Here is a 15,418-nt window from a genome sequence, read left to right as displayed (position 1 = left end):
CCCCCGGGGTGGTGGCACCATCGTGGCCGGTGTCCGGGCGTCGGACGCGGGTCGTGGAGGGGGAGCGCATGGACGCGGTGGCGGGACAACTGATCGGGGGGCGGTACCGGTTGGCCCGGCTCCTGGGGTCGGGCGGCTTCGGTCGGGTCTGGTCCGCCGAGGACACCGTGCTCGGGGTGCGGGTGGCCGTCAAGGAGCTGCGCCTGGGGCACGTGCCGGCGGAGGAACGGCGTGAACTCCTCGTACGGGCCGCGCGGGAGGCGCGTCACGCCGCCCGATTACGCGACCACTCCCACATCGTCACCGTGTACGACGTCCTGGAGATCGACGGCGCCGCCTGGATCGTCATGCAACTGGTGGAGGGGCAGTCCCTCGCCGAACGGCTCAAGGCGGACGGGACGTTGCCCGAGAGTCGCGTCCTCCCGATCGCGCGGGCCCTGCTCGACGCGCTGAGGTTCGTGCACGACGCGGGCATCACCCACCGGGACGTCAAACCCGCGAACATCATGCTCACGCCCGGGGGCGAGATCCTGCTGACGGACTTCGGGATCGCGGTGGACCGCTCCGACAGCCGCCTGACCGGGACCGGTCTCGTCGTCGGCACCCCCGGGTACACGGCCCCGGAGCGGTGGCTGGGCGCGGAACCCAGCGGCGCGGCCGACCTGTACTCGCTGGGGGTGACGCTGTACGCGGCGGTCGAGGGACGATTGCCGTTCCCGGCGGCCGAACCCCTGGCGGCCCTGAACGCCCCGCCGCCGCCCGCCCCGCACGCGGGCCGGCTCGCCCCCCTGCTCACCCGCCTCCTGGACGGCGATCCCGCCCACCGGCCCACCCACGCCGAGGCCCTCGCCCTCCTGGGCGACCGCCCCCGCACCCCACCGACCGGGCCGGACCGGGGCACGCACGGCGAGAGCAGGCGCGCACCAAACCGCGAGCCGGACCGCGAGCCGAACAGCGGACCGAACCGTGGACCCGACCGCGCGCCGGACCGGACGCCGGACCGGGTCACCGTCAAGCTCGACTCCTCCTCGGACATCGTGTTCCAGGCGGCGAAACAGCACGCCCAGGAAGGCGTGGTTCTGGGGCTGATGCTCGCCGCCGCCAGTTGGATCTTCCAGGTCGGCCCGACCCTGTTCCCGGACCCCGACCCGACGCGGAGCCACATCCTCGCCGCCGTCGTCGCCTTCGCCCTCCCGGTGATCCTCAAGTCGGCCTGGGCACCGCTGCGATGGGGATCGGCCACGTCCGACGTCATCACCGTCGACCACGAGGGCCTCACGGTCACCAGGGACAGCGGGAAACGCACGTTCACCGTCGCCTGGAGCGCGGTCGACCGGATCGCCCTCGGCGTCCTCTCCCCGTCCGGCTCCCTCGGGAAGAAGGGGATCAGGGTCTGGTTCCGCGAGGGCGCCGAACCCACCCGTGACTGGCTGATCAAGCACCGCGTCCCGAAACAGTGGCCCGACGGCAGCTTCATGCTCTACAAGGACGCCGACCCCGCCCACGTCCCGGTCGAACGCCTCCACACCCCCCTCCGCACCTACGCGGGCCCCCGCTACCAGGACACGACCAACCCCCCGAACCCCCACTGACCCGGGACTTTCGGGTGGGGATCGCGGGGCCTCGGGCCTGGGGAGGAAGGGACTTCGGGGGCGTGTCCGTTTCGGGACGTCCGCCGTACTGTGACGAGGTCCCTGCCCTCGTTGACCTGCGGTGATCCACGCCGCGAGGGGTCGGGAGACCCTCAGCGAGGAGCACCATGAGCAGCCGCGCGCCCGCAGCCGACCCCGTGCAGGACGCCCCCCGGATCGGCGCGCCCGCACACCACGCGGTCGGCGTGCACGCCGTGACGAACGCCATGAGGATCGCGCACGAGCAGATGGGCGCCGTGCGCGGCGCCCGCGCCCTGCTGCGGGTGAACCAGCCGAACGGCTTCGACTGCCCCGGCTGCGCCTGGCCCGAGGAGGAGAAGGTCCACAAGGCCGAATTCTGCGAGAACGGCGCGAAGGCCGTCGCCGAGGAGGCTGCATAACTTCCTGAGCTGCAGTTCACGCAAAAAGAGGGTCACTTGGCGGGCAAGTGACCCTCTTTCGTGCCCTCCGGGGGACAAACGGGGGACCGGCATCACGCGGCGGGGCGGTCCTCCCGGTCGACGGGAACGAGCTGCATCCGGATCGGAGCAGGAACCTCTTGGACTCCGGTCTCCAACGAGCGCGGCACCAGCGCCGCGACGGCGTCGGCAGCCCCCTGTTCCATGTGCGGCATGAGCGTGGTGTAGGTGTCGGCGGTCAGGGCGTAGTTGGCGTGCCCCAGCAGGTTCTGGATGGCCTTCATGGGCAGTCCTGCGGCCAGGGAAAGGGAGGCGGCACAGTGGCGCAGGTCGTGCAGGCGTACGGGCGGTACGTCCAAACGGCGGACGAAGCGATTGAACGCCTTGGTGAGGATGTCGGGGTTGACGGGGGATCCGTTGGGCTGGGTGAACACGAAGTCGTTCTCTTCGTAGGCCGGGTGGTTCTCCGGGTCGTCTCGGTGAGCGGCCTTGCCGGCGGCCCGTTCCTTGGCCTGGGCCTTCTTCCACTGCTTGAGGAGGGCGACGGTGCCCTGGTCCAGGCTGATCGTTCGGATTCCCTTCTGGCTCTTGGGGGTGTCCACGAAGACGTTGCCGTCGACGGCTGAGACGAGCTGCTGGACGATGTTCGCGAAGGCGTGGTCGAGGGAGACCTCGGACCAGGTGAGACCGAGTGCTTCTCCTCGCCGCGGTCCTCGGAAGACGAGCAGGTGCCAGATCGGGTAGTACCGGTGATCTGCGGCGGCGTCCAGGAATCTGCCTGCCTGTTCGGGCGTCCAGACCATGGCGCTGCTGGGCTTCCTACCGGTGGCCTTCCAGGTGGCGACCCGTTCAGGTGTCCACACAAGGGCACGGGGCTTCTGATAGCGAGGGATGATGACGTCGTTGGCCCAGTTGTGGTTGATGAGCTTCTCCGACACGGCCATGCGCAGGGCTCCCGAAAGGGCGTCCAGCATCCGTTTCTGGGTCCCTGGGCCGGCAGGGCGGCGATCGAGCTGGCGCGCTGTGGCCGTGCTCGCGCGAGCGGCCTCCCAGACCGCTCTGGTTTCGCTCCGAAGGGCGGTCGGAGCTGCACGCCATGCCTCGCCCGCCTCGGCCTGAACCCGTTGTGCTTCTTCGAGCTTTCGGGCGTTGGACTCCCTGACCTTGTTCTCGGCCCAGACCGCCTCGAACATCGCCTGGATGTGGCGGGTGCGCAGGTCCCTCAACTTCAGGTGCCCAAGCAGAGGGAGGAACCAGCGGTCCAGGAAATCTCGGTAGTCGGCCCGGGTGCTGCGCTTGAGGTCCACTCGAATGGCGAGCCAACGGTTCAGGTAGTCGCCAACACTCTCCCGATTCTGGACGTCAACACCTTGGTGAGCCTCGTCCCAGAGCTTCTGCGCCGCCTTCTCCGCCTCTTTGGCGGTGAGGAACCCCCCCTTCCTGGGTCGGCGGCGCTGACCGTCGATGGCATCCGGCAGTTGGAGGTAGTAGTACCAGCTGCCGTGCTGCTTCTCCTTGGCGCGCAAGCGGGGGCAGTCTGCGCCGAGTTCACGCAGGGCAGGTTTCCCGGAGGCGGTGAGCAGCGGCATCCCATCCGGTCCGACCCTCGGCTCGGTGCACTTGCAGCGTTTGTAGATGCTCCCCCTGAACATGGCGCGTTCTCCCCTCATGGCACCCAGGTGTTCCGTTCGTTTCCTCATCCTTCTGTAGCGGGCGGGACGCCTCGCGCACGGCGGTAGGCTTCTGGCCAGGTGGCGCGGGGGCGAAGGATGTTTCCACCTATGTCCGTTTCTGTTCTCGGTACGACCGGGGCGCCGATCGAGGCGTCCGCGATGAGCATGGCCGAGCTGTTGGAGCTTCCTCCTACGGTGTCGGTGGCGACTGCCGCGCGCGCCTTGGGGATTGGCAAGGACAAGGCGTACCTGTTGATCAAGAGCGGGGCGTTCCCGGCCGCCGTGATCCCGCTCGGTTCGACGTGCCGTGTGGCGACGGCGTCGCTGTGGCGGGTGCTGCACGTCCAGCCCGGCTAGACCGGCACAGTTCGAGGCCATCACACACCCAGAAGAGTGATGTATATCACTGTATGATTCTCAATTGTCCCGGCCACCTGCCGGTTTCATCGCGACCACATCGCGGAAAAACAGACTGAGTGGATTGAAAGTTGTCGGCCTAGTTAGATAGGTGTGTGCACCTCATCGGTAGGCGATCGGTGCCTCCGATGACAGGAGATGGCAATGGCGCAGCGCCTTTGCGGGTACGACGGGAACGGCAACGTCGTCCCGGACGAAGCCGGCTTCCTCCGGCGCGCGGCCGGACGGATCCTCGCGCACGAGTCCCAGGCAGCCGTGGTGTCGTGGCTCAACGCGGCGGGTAGCCGCACGACACGCGGCAACCTGTGGACCAAGCAGTCCTTCGTCAAGACGCTGGAGCACCCGCGCCTCGCCGGCCTCGACGCCGAGGGGGAACCCATTCCCGATTTCGGCGAGACGGTGCTGACCCCGGACGAGCATCGGGCGATTCGCGCGGAGCGACATGCCCGCGCCTCCACCCGTCCGGCACCTCCCGACGCTCATGAGTACCTGTTGACCCACGGCTTCGGTGTGTGCGGACGGTGTGGGACGGCCGTCATCGGTGCCCGATCAACGGAGGGCGCCGATCCTTCGATCCGATGTCCCGCCCCTGCCGAGGAAGGGGCGACGTCGTGCGGCGCGGTCCGGATGCAGGCGCACCGCGCCGAGAGCGCCGTGGCCGAGCAGGTGCTCGCCGAGGTGTTGCGCCCCGGCTTCCTCCACGTCCTGCTGCAACTGCACGGGGACGTGGTCGCGGAGGTCGAGCGCCTGCGGCAGTACGTGGACGAGGGGCCGGCCCGAGAAGCCACGGTGCGGGCGCTGCGCGGCCAGATGGTGGCGAAGGCACACCAGGCCGCCCTGGCGGCGACAGCCGCCGATCTCAAGGCGTCTCGGGAGCGGCTGCGGTACCTGGAGCAGTTGGCCGCCCCGTTGCCCGTGGGGAGCGCGGAGGAGCTGGTCGCCTGGTGGAACGCCGCGCCCTTCGCGTCCAAGCGGGCCGTGGTGCGCCTGGTGGCCGAGAAGGTGCGGATCCTGCCCGCAGGGCAGGGGAAGGGGTCTCGGGATCCGCACCGGCGGATCGAGATCCTGTGGAGGCGCCCGTTCGGCGGGGTGGATCCGGAACCGGCCCTGGAGGCGTGACGAAGAGGGGCGGTGCTCACCTCACGGTGGGCACCGCCCCTCTTTGGGTTCGGGGCGTGGTCAGCTCGCCCACAGGAACACGGCCGGGGCCACGACGAGGCCGAGAGCCGCGCCGGCGATGACCTGCGCGCGGGTGTGGTCGCGGAGACGGACCCGCGACCAGCCGACGAGGACGACGAGCGGCGCCCCGGCCCAGGCCCACGGCCCGTAGGCCGCGGCGAGCATCGCGAGGGCACCGGCCGAAACGGCAGTGTGGACCGAGATCTTCCACACGGTGGTGATCGCGAGGATGACGGTCAGGGTCGCGAGCATGGCCAGGACCAGGCCGACCATCTCGCCGGGAGCGTGGAAGACGAACATGAGGGTGACGCAGGCCGCCACCGAGGCCAGGATCCCGGGGATGACGACGAGTCGGTCCTGTCGGCGGCGGACGTGCCGGTCGCCCCACAGGCCGCGCCGTTGCCCCCACTTGATCCACAGGATGGGGACGACGCCGCAGAACCCGGCCGCCACGATCCCCCAGGCGACCCCTGTCAGGTGGTCGGCGTGCCAGCCCATGAGCACGGTGACGGCGATGATCCACGTGCGCGGCTCCAACACGTCGGTGCCGAACCTGGTGAGGACGGTCGTCCGGGCGGCGGGCTCGACTGCGGTCACGCCGGCTGCCCCTGTTCTTGGGCCGCGAACCGTCGGACGACGGGATCGGCGAACAACTTGGCCAAGCGCCGCACGTAGGCGACCTCGGCGTCGAACGTGGCGTGCTGCCGAGTCGGGTCGGTGCTGAACAGGGCGGAGCTGTCGGGTGCGGTAGCCCCGGTGCGCGCGGACTCCCACGCGGTGCGCAGCCACATCGCGTCGGCGAGGAGGGCCACCTCCTCGGTCGGGCGGCCGGACTGGCGGGCCGCCGCCCGTGCTCGCGCAACCAGTCCTTCGGAGGCGTAGGCCCGGAGAATGAGGATGACGTCGGCGATCTCGATGACGCGTCGGTGCAGTCGAGAACGCGGGCTGCGCCCGACCCGTTCGGCGAGAACGACGTCCGGGGCCGTCGTCACGAGCGGGTCCCACAGGGGTGTGATCTCGCGCAGGGCCCGCGCGTAGAACAGGGAGCGGATCAGCACACCGCCCGCCGGAACGGAGTTGCCCAGGATGATCAGGGCGATGGCCGCGTACTCGATGACGTCGGCGATGGTCTGGGCGGCCTCGTCGCCTACGGGGAAGCGCCATCCGGCGAGGTGGGCGGTCATGTGGGCGATGCGCCACAGGGTGTAGAGCGCCCCGACCGCCGTGCCGGCGCCGAGCAGCCGCAGACCGATCCGAAGGGGGCGGCCCGCCGCACGCTGGCCGTAGACCCAGAACAGTTGGCTGCTGACGGCCATGGCGGCGCAGAGGTAACCGAGGAAGACGAAGCAGTAGGCCGTGCCCGCGGCTACGCCCTGTTGCGCGGCGAAGAAGTTGTCGACCTCGGCCGGGCGCGGTGTGAGGGCGAAGAGCAGCGCGAGGAGCCCGATGGCTCCGGCCGCACTCCCGTACAGCAGGGGGCGCGCCCAACGTAGTGCTTCGGGGCGGGCCATGGTGACGACGAAGAACAGCACGGCGGCCGAACCGATGATGCCGATGCCGTGTTGCAGCAGGGTCGCGAAGTTGACGATGCCCGTCGGCTCGATGATCAGAGACTTCACCTTGGGGCGGGCTATGGTGCAACCGACTGCAACCGCCGCGAATGCGGTCCACAGGGGTCGCTGGCGAGGTATTCGGACAGCGGCGGGCAGGCGCCAAAAGGCCACTGCCCAAAGGGCGATGACAATTGCTGTTTTGATGGTGCTGGTCTTTCTGTGCGTTTAGGTGGCCGGGTGCCCGAAGGCCGCATCGAGACGCCCCAGGACTTCCTCGCCATCTGCTGTGCGGGATTTGGCCTCGGATCTACTCGCCGCCTCGTGTATGAGGGAGGCGAGCCGTTCCGCATCGGCTTCTTGACCGCTGTAGGTTGTGCGGGCGAGCAGGGCGAGCCATGCTGCCGGGTCGATGCCCAATTCGTCGTCCGTTGCCCTGACGGCGGCGGCCTGAGCGCGGATGCGGTCGGCTTCGGCCCTCAAGGTCGCGGCGGGGTGGGTACCGTATCTCTGCCCGTCGCTGGAGAGCGCCGCGAGTGCGGCCATTCCGGCCTCGTCGATGACCTGCTGCTCTGCGGCGGGGCCTCGATGGTTCAACAGCATGTGGGAGACCTCGTGCAGGATGATCTGGGTTCGGAGCAGAGGGTCGGCGGCGCGCGCGTAGTAGACGCGGTCCGCTTCTTCGGTGCTCACCCAGATGCCGCACGGCAGGGCTTCCGTCGATTTCAACTCGATGAGGATCAGCGGACGATTCCGCTCCACCGCCAGCGATTCGAGGAACCTGTCAAGGTCGAACGGGGCATGTATGGGAAGGCGCGCCACGATGGCTTCGAAGGGGTCGATCTTCCTGCGAATTATGCGCTTCCACATGGTGGTACTCCACAGTCCCCCCCGGATCTCTACGCGCCGATGGGTTCGGCGCCGGGGTTAGAGTAACCGGTGATCCGGAAGGTTCCATCCTGTTTCTTCCGGTGAATCGGAACTCACCTGCGGGTTTCGCTTTACGATCATGATCATTTAGAGCCGTCGGCCTTGGGGTCGCCGATCTTGGGCAACCCCTCGGTATCTCGGAACCCCTCGACGATCGTGCGGATGCCCCTCAGCGTGCGGGTGCTCAGGCCGGCCAGCCGGAAGGCGATGGCGCGCACGTTCTGGTCTTCCAGGACTTCCGCCAACTCGTCGGCCGCACGGGCCTGCGCCGCGCTCTCCTTCAGCTCCAGGAGGCGCTTGTCCGTCGCTGCGGCCACGTCGTCGTCGATGAAGTAGCTGACGGGCACACCGAAATGCTTGGCGAGGGCGGCGAGCTTGTCGATGCTCGGCGCCCGGACGGTGCCGTTACGGATGTTGCTGATGCTGGCGTGCGTGATCGTGGGATCGCCGGGACCGGCCGCGGCCTGAACCCGGCGCGCGATCTCCCGATCGGAGTAGGGGCCGCGGTCCGGGGGATGCAGCTCCGCGATCAGTCGCTCCAGGCGCTCGGCGATCACTCCGGGCACGCCGGGGCCGGCGCTGTCCGCCACCGCCCCCACCTCCTCACGCCCGAGTCGGGCCTATCCACCACCTGCTGTGTCGGCACACCCTAGTCAAACTTGCGTGACAGATTCCACTGCATCACGCCACGGTGTCTTGATCACTTGACACTCATAGCCTACCCAAGGGTATGTTTCTCCCGATCCAGGCCGGTTTCACCTCCTCGCCCGCGAGCAGAACGAGGTCACCATGTCGCACTGCGCGAGATCGGCTCAGGATAGGCGCGAGCACTGACACCACATCCTGCCGCTGCGCATGCGCTCCGCGCAGCCGGCCGCATGGGGAGTCCGGGCAAACCGACCTCGGGGTACGAAACCCCTGCCGGGACACACCGGCAGGGCGGCACAGGCCGGCCTCACGGGTGACCGTGGAGGCCAAAGGGGGCAGCAGATCGTGATCGACCCGCAGCGCGTTGCCGCACTGGCGCGCGCACCGCGCGCGAACGGCCACCGGGTCGGTCACGCCGATCCGGCCTCGACGGTCACCGCCCTGATGGCCTTGACGGACCTCCACGCGGGGCAGGCCGGCGCGCTGGGCGCGCCGATCGCCTGGAGCCTGGCGGCCTGCCGCCCCCAAGAGGGCGCCGACGGCCCGACATCCGTGTGCACCACCTGCCCGATCCGCGCCGCGTGCGCCACGGCGATCCCCGGCGGCGTCCCGCTGGAGGTCCGACCTTGGCGCGAGCACTGAGAATCGAGCCGACGCTCGCCTGACCTGCGGCGCCCCAAGCCGCGACATGTGACCCAGAACACGCTCATTGATCCACCCACACCTGGACGCCCCCCAAATAGGAACTAGAATTAAGACATGAAGTTGAGGGAACACCTCAACGAAAACCAGGAGGGGAACACACCATGTCGATCGCCCGCACCGTCAAGGTCACCCAGGTCCACCCCAACAAGAACCAGCCCCGCGCGTACTTCAGCCAGGAGGCCCTGGAAGAGCTGGCCCACTCGATCAAGACCTACGGGCAGATCCAGGCCATCGAGGTCCGCCCCGACGTCAAGGGCTACGAGATCATCTCCGGCGAGCGCCGCTGGCGCGCCGTCCAGATGCTGGGCAAGACCACCATCAAGGTCAACGTCCACTCCGAGAAGGACAACCTCCGCGCGTTCAAAAGGTCGGTCGCGGAGAACGTCACCCGCGAGGACATGACCCCCTTCGAGGAGGCCAACGCCTACCAGCGCGTCCTGGACGAGGAGGAGGGCGCCACCGTCGAGTCCGTGGCCGCCGACTTCGGGAAGACCAAGACCTACGTCAAGGTGCGCCTCCAGCTCCTCGACCTGCGCCTGGAACTCCAGCAGGTCGTCACGGCCGGGGAGATCGGCACCCAGGCCGCTGTCCGGATCTCCGAACTCTCCTTCGCCAACCAGGGCGCGATCCTGGCCAAGTTCACGGCCGGCGACTTCAAGTCCGACAACGAAATCGTGCACTTCGCCTACGCCATGCGTCAGCAGCAGGCCCAGGCCGTCACGATGATCACCGAGGACCTGTCCGAGGACCAGAAGAAGGAGCGCGCGGCCACCCGCGCCCGGACCCGCTCTCGGCTCGACCAGATCGAGCGGGTCCGCGCCCTGCTGGACGAGCTCGCCAAGACCGACCCCCTCCAGCTGGCCGAGGCGCTGGAAGGCGGCATCGGCGCCCGGGAGGAGCAGCTGACCCGCGTCGCCGAGTCCCTGGCGAAGGCCCGGTTCCAGCTCAAGCAGGCTCGCGCCCACGCCGAGGCCAAGGCCATCGTCGTACACCCCGACGCCGAGGCCGGCGCGCCGGTCCAGGCCGTCGAGGAGGCCCCCGTGGAGCCCACCGAGGCCGCGACGCCGAACCGCGAAGATGAACTGGTCGCCGCCTGATCTTCCGACCAGCGGGGGCGGGGCCTGCCGCCCCGCCCCCGCGCCACCACCCGACAAGGAGGCCACCATGGCCCAGCAGCCCGGCCCCAACTGGCAGATGATGACCGACGGGGACTTCGACACCGAGGCCCCGCTCACCCTGCCGGTCCCCAGCGGCCCCACCCGCATCCCGGCCGCTCCGGCCGCCGACGGCACGCCGGCGCTGTTCGGAGAGCAGCCGCGGCCCACCCGCCCGGAAGCCCGACGACCCGGCCCGCCCGTCGAACAGGAAGGGCTGTTCGAGTGAGCACAGCGTTCAGGCACGGCCGGGATTGGGTCAGGGTACCCAGACCCCACGGCCGGGAGCAGGAGTTCGCCTCCCACAAGGTGTTAAGGCTGTTCGACGGGGCGCCGGGCGGCTATCGGACCGCGTGGGAGGTCGATCAGCTCGTGCGGCACGCGCACCGCAACCCCTCCGGGCGTGTGGCAGCACGCACGACCCACGGGGGAACTCCTGCTGTCGTGCCGGGAGCGGCAGATCGCGCTCACGCCGGTTGTGCATCCGCAGCGGATGACGGAACGGCAGCAGGAGGACCTGGACCTCGTGGCGGCCGACCCGTCCGCGCGTGTGGTCCGTCAGCCCGACGGGGAGGTCATCGCGGGCCGATGGTGGGCCATCCCGCCGGCGGCCTCGGCGCTCTTGCTGCGTCGGGGATGGATCAGTCGGCCACCTCACAGCAATGCGGTCCGGGTGTCGGCGGCCGGAAAGGCGGCACTGGGCTGGCGGTGGGCGCGGAAGGTGGGCGCGGGTCGGGTCGCCGTCGGGGTCATCGTGGACGGCGTGTTGGACGTTGCCCAGGACTGGACACCCCACCCATAGGAACTAGAATTGAGACATAGGGACAACGTCCCTAGCTGCGCAATTAGGCCGTCAACCAGAAAGGTCATCATGGAAATCGGCGACCTCATGACCCGCACCGCCCTCACGCGAGGCACCGGCTACAAGGTCACCCGCCCACACCACGACACCGTCACCCTGACGATCCCCACCGCCGAGGTCGGAGAGCTGCGATTCACCCGCCCCACCGAGGGCGGGGCCGGCGACTGGACCTTCGGCACCCTCCACGCCGACGACGGCACCACCAGCTTCAACACCCACATCTCCCCCACCTGGGGGATCGGCCTCGACCTGCTGGTGACCGGAGGCGCAGCGTGACCTTCGAGGACTTCCGCGAAGGCGACCAGGTCGCGAGGCTGCCCCAGGCCGGAGCGGGCCCGACGTTCGGGGTTGTCGCCGGCTGGGCGACGGACCCCTTCACCGGTGACCGACTCCTGCGCGTCCGCTGGAACCAGAGCCCCACCACCACCCTCCACAACCCGGAAGAGGTGATGCACTGCGACTAGAACTAGGCCGTCAACTTTCAACGTGTTACGGTCTGATCATCAGGCCGCAGGCACGACCTGAACCCACACCTCCGGGCGGGTAGAGACTCCCGCGCCCCCACCCGCCCGGACCCGGCTCGCCCGATGCGAGCCACCCCCTCCGGCCGGGGCCCGCCCCCACAGCGGGCCCCGGCCCACCCATGGAGCCCAGATGCCTACCGACACCACCACACCGCTCGACCTGGACGACCACCTCGCCATCGAGCAATACGGCCACCCCGTCGCCGAGCTGACCGCCGAGCGGTACCGCGCGCAGGACGTCCTCCGGGAACGGACACGCCCCCGCCGAAACAGACCGGCAACCCCGGCCCGCACCCCCAAAGCGGACCCGCTCGCGGCCCACCACCGCCGCGTCCTCCTCGCCGCGATCTCCGACTGGACGTACACCCCCCGGCCCACGTCGTGACCGAGGAACAGTTCCGCCGGCAGGTACGGCACCTCGCCGAACTCCGCGGGTGGACACTCGCCTACCACACGCACAACTCACGCCGCTCCGACGCCGGCTGGCCCGACGAGGTCTTCGGCCACCCTGCCGCCGGGCGAACCCTCTTCGTCGAGCTGAAGACCGACACCGGGCGGGTCCGGCCCGAACAGCGAACCTGGCTCACCCACCTCGCCGCCTGCGGCCTCGAAGCCGCCCTGTGGCGGCCTCGCGACATGCCCCTGATCGTGGCCACCCTCGCCCCCGCCGGGCCGAGAGCCACCCTCCCCGACAAGCTCTGACCGAGGACCACCCGATGACCACTCCCCCGACCGAACCCCCCACCCCCGGCGCCACCTGGTGCAACGCCTGCGACAGCTGGTGCTCCCCCGTCACGCTGCTCTGCCGCTGCAACTACCGGTGACCACGACCGCGCTCACCGCCCCGAACGACTCGACGCTGGGTGCTCTCCGCGAGATATCAGACCTCGCCAATACACTCTGCGATCACCTGAACGATCAACAGTTCCGGGTTGCCGCACGCATCCGAGACCTCGCCGAAACCCTCCTCGAAGGAGCCTGAGCATGTTCCCCCGCTTCGACAGCCTGCCGCCCTCCGAGGACAGCGACGCCGTTCGCACGGCGCGCGAGCTCCGCGAACGACCGGGAGAGCAGGCACACATCTCGGATCACCCCACACCGGCCGCCGCCGCCAACTTCGCCTACCGCATCCGAACCGGCGCCCACACGGCCTTCCGCCCCGCCGGCCACTACCAGGCGGAGTCGCACGCGACACCGACGGGCGGTGGCGTATGGGCGAAGTACGTCGGCGGGCCCGAAGCGCGCTAGCTCGTCGCCCTCATCACGGGCTCGATCCGCTCTCGTTCGGATCGGGCCCGTTCAAACGTTCAAGGAGCAGCTCGTGGCCGCACCTCCCGCCGGCACCGCCCCGGTTTCCTCACCCTCGGTCAAGTACCTCGTGACGGTCGTCGGCGAATCCGGAGCCACATTCGCGTACGAGGTCGACGCCCCCACCGCGCGCCGCCCCCGAACCGTGGGTCACGCCGTGTGGCATCACCACATGCGCCTCGGCCAAGAGGACGCCGACCCTCGCGACGTTCACGTCGCCCAGCTCACCGGCACCGCAACGACCCCGATCCCTGCGGTGCCCACATCGCGGGGCTGATAGGGCGAGCACCACCTCGCCGGACCGTTGTCAGTGGGGGCTGCCACCATGCGCGCGTGACCATCATCCGCGCGTACCGGTACGCGCTCGACCCGTCGCCCGCCGAGACCGAGGTCTTACGGCGCTACGCCAACGCGGCCCGCTGTGGCTACAACTTCGCGCTCGGCCTCATGGTCGACGCCCACGACCTCTGGACCCGGGGCCGTGACCTCTTGATCGAACAGGGCATGGACCCGGCCGAGGCGGCGAAGAAGGCCCCCAAGGTCAAAACGCCCTCTCGCAACGACGCCCAGGCCCACTTCCGGGCCACCCGCGACGTCGAGTTCATCGGACCGCTCCCCCGTGGCGTGGAACGGCGACCCCGATTCCGATGGTGGGAGGAGGTCAACAACCGGGCGTACTACACGGCTTTCGAGGATGCGGCCACAGCGTGGAAGAACTGGCGGGACTCCCACGCCGGGCGCAGGGCCGGGCCCCGCGTCGGCTACCCCCGGTTCAAGAAGAAGGGGCACGTTCCCGAACGGTTCCGGCTCGTGCACAACGTCAAGAAGCCCGAGATCCGGTTCGAAGGCCCCCGCCGTCTCCGCATCCCGGGAGGCGGCGGCCAGCCCGCCTTCACGGTCCGCCTGCACCAAACCGCCCAACCCCTCATCCGCGAGATCGAGTCCGGCCGTGCCACGGTGACGTCGCTGACCGTGCGGCGCGAGGGGCACCGCTGGTTCGCCTCCGTCCTCTGCCGTGTGGAAGTCGAGCTGCCCTCCGGCCCGAACCCGCGGCAGCGGAAGGCCGGGCGAGTCGGCGCCGACCTGGGCGTGAAGCACCTCGTTGCCCTCTCCGACCCGCTACGGCTCGCACCCGACGCCGAGCCCACCACCGTCATCGACAACCCTCGACTTCTTGAGCGCACGGCCAGGAAGCTCGCACGCGAGCAGCGGCGTATGGCCCGCCGCTACGTTCGAGGCGCGGGCGGGCAGTCGAAGGGCTACCAGGAGGCCAAGGCCCGTGTGGCCCGACTGCACGCCGATCTCGCCGCCCGCCGGAACTCGACTCTCCACTTGATCTCCAAGCGGCTTGTCGAGCAGTACGCCGAGGTCGCCCTCGAAAGCCTCAACACACGGGGCATGACCGCGTCCGCCAAGGGCACCGCCGAAAAGCCCGGCCGCAACGTGCGCCAGAAAGCCGGGCTCAACCGAAGCATCCTGGACGCCTCCTTCGCCGAGCTGAACCGCCAGATCGAGTACAAAGCACCGTGGCACGGAGCCGTCGTCGCGCGCGTCGGAACCTACTTCCCGTCCTCCAAGACATGTTCGAAATGCCAATGGCACAACAGCCAACTGACTTTGAATGAACGCGAGTTCAGGTGTCAGCAGTGCGGTATGGTTCTCGACCGGGACGCAAACGCTGCCCGCAACATCAAGGCTCATGCAACACCGTCCGGTCCCAACCCGGACCAGACCCCTGGATGGGGGCTGTAACGCCCGTGGACTGCACGTAAGCCCTCAGGTGCGCCCCGTGTGCGCCGAGGCGGGCAGGAAGAAGCGGGAAGGCCCGCAAGGGCCAACTGGGGCAGCAATCCCTCAGCCTCCCCAATTGCACAGCGCGCCCGGTCGGGCGAAATGTCGGATTCTGTGAAGCTTGCCAAAACTGGGCATGATCACGAACAAACGCGCAGGTCAAAGACTCCGGCGCCCACGCGTGCGGGGGAGGTCCCCATCGTCCCTCACGTCCGCGAGGAGCCCAAATCCGGCGCCCACGCGTGCGGGGGAGGTCCCGCCTCGTGAAGCACCCGCACCCCGGCCGCGTCCCGGCGCCCACGCGTGTGGGGGAGGTCCCCGGAAGCTGAACACGAACAGGGCGGCATCGCGCCGGCGCCCACGCGTGCGGGGGAGGTCCCGTCTGGGCTTGCCGTCCCCGACGACGCGCCCGCCGGCGCCCACGCGTGCGGGGGAGGTCCCGCGCCGCAACCACCCGCTTGACCTAAGGCCATCCGGCGCCCACGCGTGCGGGGGGGGAGGTCCCTCATCGACTTCGTCGAGCACCACCAACTGGAACCGGCGCCTACGCGTGCGGGGGAGGTCCTATTCCGATCGGGAGCATTCCGGCCGTTTTCACCCGACGCCCGCGCGTGCGGGGAGGTCCCG

General features: G+C 69.5%; 19 protein-coding genes, 1 pseudogene and 1 CRISPR repeat array. Of the genes and pseudogenes, 15 read left to right on the top strand and 5 right to left on the bottom strand.

Annotated features, from left to right (window positions below; all coding sequences use genetic code 11):
* Positions 1-68 precede the first annotated feature (68 nt).
* Together ACN20G_RS33715 and ACN20G_RS33710 are read left to right on the top strand one after the other, a co-directional pair.
* A complete protein-coding gene (locus ACN20G_RS33715; protein WP_424217050.1) occupies positions 69-1,592 on the top strand; it encodes a serine/threonine-protein kinase in 1,524 nt (507 codons plus the stop codon).
* 167 nt (positions 1,593-1,759) lie between these two features.
* Positions 1,760-2,026, top strand: a pseudogene (locus ACN20G_RS33710) (hypothetical protein); the annotation flags it as partial.
* A gap of 98 nt (positions 2,027-2,124) precedes the next feature.
* Here ACN20G_RS33710 and ACN20G_RS33705 read toward each other — a convergent pair.
* Positions 2,125-3,639: a tyrosine-type recombinase/integrase gene (locus ACN20G_RS33705; RefSeq protein WP_424217049.1), complete on the bottom strand. Its 1,515-nt coding sequence runs from the start codon at positions 3,637-3,639 to the stop codon at positions 2,125-2,127.
* A gap of 192 nt (positions 3,640-3,831) precedes the next feature.
* On the opposite strand from ACN20G_RS33705, the gene ACN20G_RS33700 reads away from it, so the two are divergent.
* Together ACN20G_RS33700 and ACN20G_RS33695 are read left to right on the top strand one after the other, a co-directional pair.
* A complete protein-coding gene (locus tag ACN20G_RS33700) occupies positions 3,832-4,080 on the top strand; it encodes a DNA-binding protein (RefSeq protein ID WP_424217048.1) in 249 nt (82 codons plus the stop codon).
* Between the two features lie 204 nt (positions 4,081-4,284).
* Positions 4,285-5,259, top strand: coding sequence for a recombinase zinc beta ribbon domain-containing protein (locus ACN20G_RS33695; protein WP_424217047.1), 975 nt, complete (start codon positions 4,285-4,287; stop codon positions 5,257-5,259).
* Between the two features lie 60 nt (positions 5,260-5,319).
* On the opposite strand, the gene ACN20G_RS33690 is transcribed toward ACN20G_RS33695, so the two are convergent.
* From ACN20G_RS33690 to ACN20G_RS33675, 4 genes are all read right to left on the bottom strand, one after another.
* Positions 5,320-5,916, bottom strand: a complete 597-nt coding sequence (locus tag ACN20G_RS33690; protein ID WP_424217046.1) for a phosphatase PAP2 family protein — start codon at positions 5,914-5,916, stop codon at positions 5,320-5,322.
* Complete coding sequence (locus ACN20G_RS33685; RefSeq protein ID WP_424217438.1) at positions 5,913-7,058, bottom strand: MAB_1171c family putative transporter; 1,146 nt, start codon at positions 7,056-7,058, stop codon at positions 5,913-5,915. Before ACN20G_RS33685 ends, ACN20G_RS33690 begins: the two co-directional genes overlap by 4 nt.
* 39 nt (positions 7,059-7,097) lie before the next feature.
* Positions 7,098-7,739 (bottom strand): hypothetical protein, encoded by a 642-nt coding sequence (locus tag ACN20G_RS33680; RefSeq protein WP_424217045.1) that lies wholly within the window; start codon positions 7,737-7,739, stop codon positions 7,098-7,100.
* A gap of 143 nt (positions 7,740-7,882) precedes the next feature.
* A complete protein-coding gene (locus tag ACN20G_RS33675; RefSeq protein WP_424217044.1) occupies positions 7,883-8,389 on the bottom strand; it encodes a helix-turn-helix domain-containing protein in 507 nt (168 codons plus the stop codon).
* Positions 8,390-8,792: 403 nt separating this feature from the next.
* Here ACN20G_RS33675 and ACN20G_RS33670 point away from each other — a divergent pair, with 403 nt between their 5' ends.
* From ACN20G_RS33670 to ACN20G_RS33620, 11 genes are all read left to right on the top strand, one after another.
* Entirely contained in the window at positions 8,793-9,089 is a 297-nt protein-coding gene (locus tag ACN20G_RS33670; protein ID WP_424217043.1) for a hypothetical protein, read from the top strand.
* 164 nt (positions 9,090-9,253) lie between these two features.
* The gene (locus ACN20G_RS33665) at positions 9,254-10,249 is read left to right on the top strand and encodes a ParB/RepB/Spo0J family partition protein (protein ID WP_424217042.1); all 996 of its coding nucleotides are present in this window, start codon (positions 9,254-9,256) and stop codon (positions 10,247-10,249) included.
* 67 nt (positions 10,250-10,316) lie between these two features.
* On the top strand, positions 10,317-10,535 hold the full coding sequence (locus ACN20G_RS33660; protein WP_424217041.1) for a hypothetical protein: 219 nt from the start codon (positions 10,317-10,319) through the stop codon (positions 10,533-10,535).
* Between the two features lie 264 nt (positions 10,536-10,799).
* Positions 10,800-11,108 (top strand): hypothetical protein, encoded by a 309-nt coding sequence (locus ACN20G_RS33655; RefSeq protein WP_424217040.1) that lies wholly within the window; start codon positions 10,800-10,802, stop codon positions 11,106-11,108.
* A gap of 69 nt (positions 11,109-11,177) precedes the next feature.
* The gene (locus ACN20G_RS33650; protein WP_424217039.1) at positions 11,178-11,444 is read left to right on the top strand and encodes a hypothetical protein; all 267 of its coding nucleotides are present in this window, start codon (positions 11,178-11,180) and stop codon (positions 11,442-11,444) included.
* Positions 11,441-11,632: a hypothetical protein gene (locus ACN20G_RS33645; RefSeq protein WP_424217038.1), complete on the top strand. Its 192-nt coding sequence runs from the start codon at positions 11,441-11,443 to the stop codon at positions 11,630-11,632. Before ACN20G_RS33650 ends, ACN20G_RS33645 begins: the two co-directional genes overlap by 4 nt.
* A 190-nt stretch (positions 11,633-11,822) precedes the next feature.
* Positions 11,823-12,077, top strand: a complete 255-nt coding sequence (locus ACN20G_RS33640; protein WP_424217037.1) for a hypothetical protein — start codon at positions 11,823-11,825, stop codon at positions 12,075-12,077.
* On the top strand, positions 12,074-12,394 hold the full coding sequence (locus tag ACN20G_RS33635) for a VRR-NUC domain-containing protein (protein WP_424217036.1): 321 nt from the start codon (positions 12,074-12,076) through the stop codon (positions 12,392-12,394). The genes ACN20G_RS33640 and ACN20G_RS33635 overlap by 4 nt, the downstream gene beginning before the upstream one ends.
* 282 nt (positions 12,395-12,676) lie before the next feature.
* Positions 12,677-12,940 (top strand): hypothetical protein, encoded by a 264-nt coding sequence (locus tag ACN20G_RS33630; RefSeq protein ID WP_424217035.1) that lies wholly within the window; start codon positions 12,677-12,679, stop codon positions 12,938-12,940.
* A gap of 73 nt (positions 12,941-13,013) precedes the next feature.
* Positions 13,014-13,277 (top strand): hypothetical protein, encoded by a 264-nt coding sequence (locus ACN20G_RS33625; protein ID WP_424217034.1) that lies wholly within the window; start codon positions 13,014-13,016, stop codon positions 13,275-13,277.
* 56 nt (positions 13,278-13,333) lie between these two features.
* Complete coding sequence (locus ACN20G_RS33620) at positions 13,334-14,752, top strand: RNA-guided endonuclease InsQ/TnpB family protein (RefSeq protein WP_424217033.1); 1,419 nt, start codon at positions 13,334-13,336, stop codon at positions 14,750-14,752.
* Between the two features lie 205 nt (positions 14,753-14,957).
* Positions 14,958-15,233: a CRISPR direct-repeat array (repeat unit 32 nt; unit sequence CGCCGGCGCCCACGCGTGCGGGGGAGGTCCCG).
* Positions 15,234-15,418 lie beyond the last annotated feature (185 nt).

It is taken from the genome of Streptomyces dryopteridis, from assembly GCF_049606955.1.
GTDB lineage: Bacteria > Actinomycetota > Actinomycetes > Streptomycetales > Streptomycetaceae > Streptomyces.
Note: the sequence above shows the minus strand (reverse complement) of the source record. Positions and strands in the feature narration are given on the sequence as shown.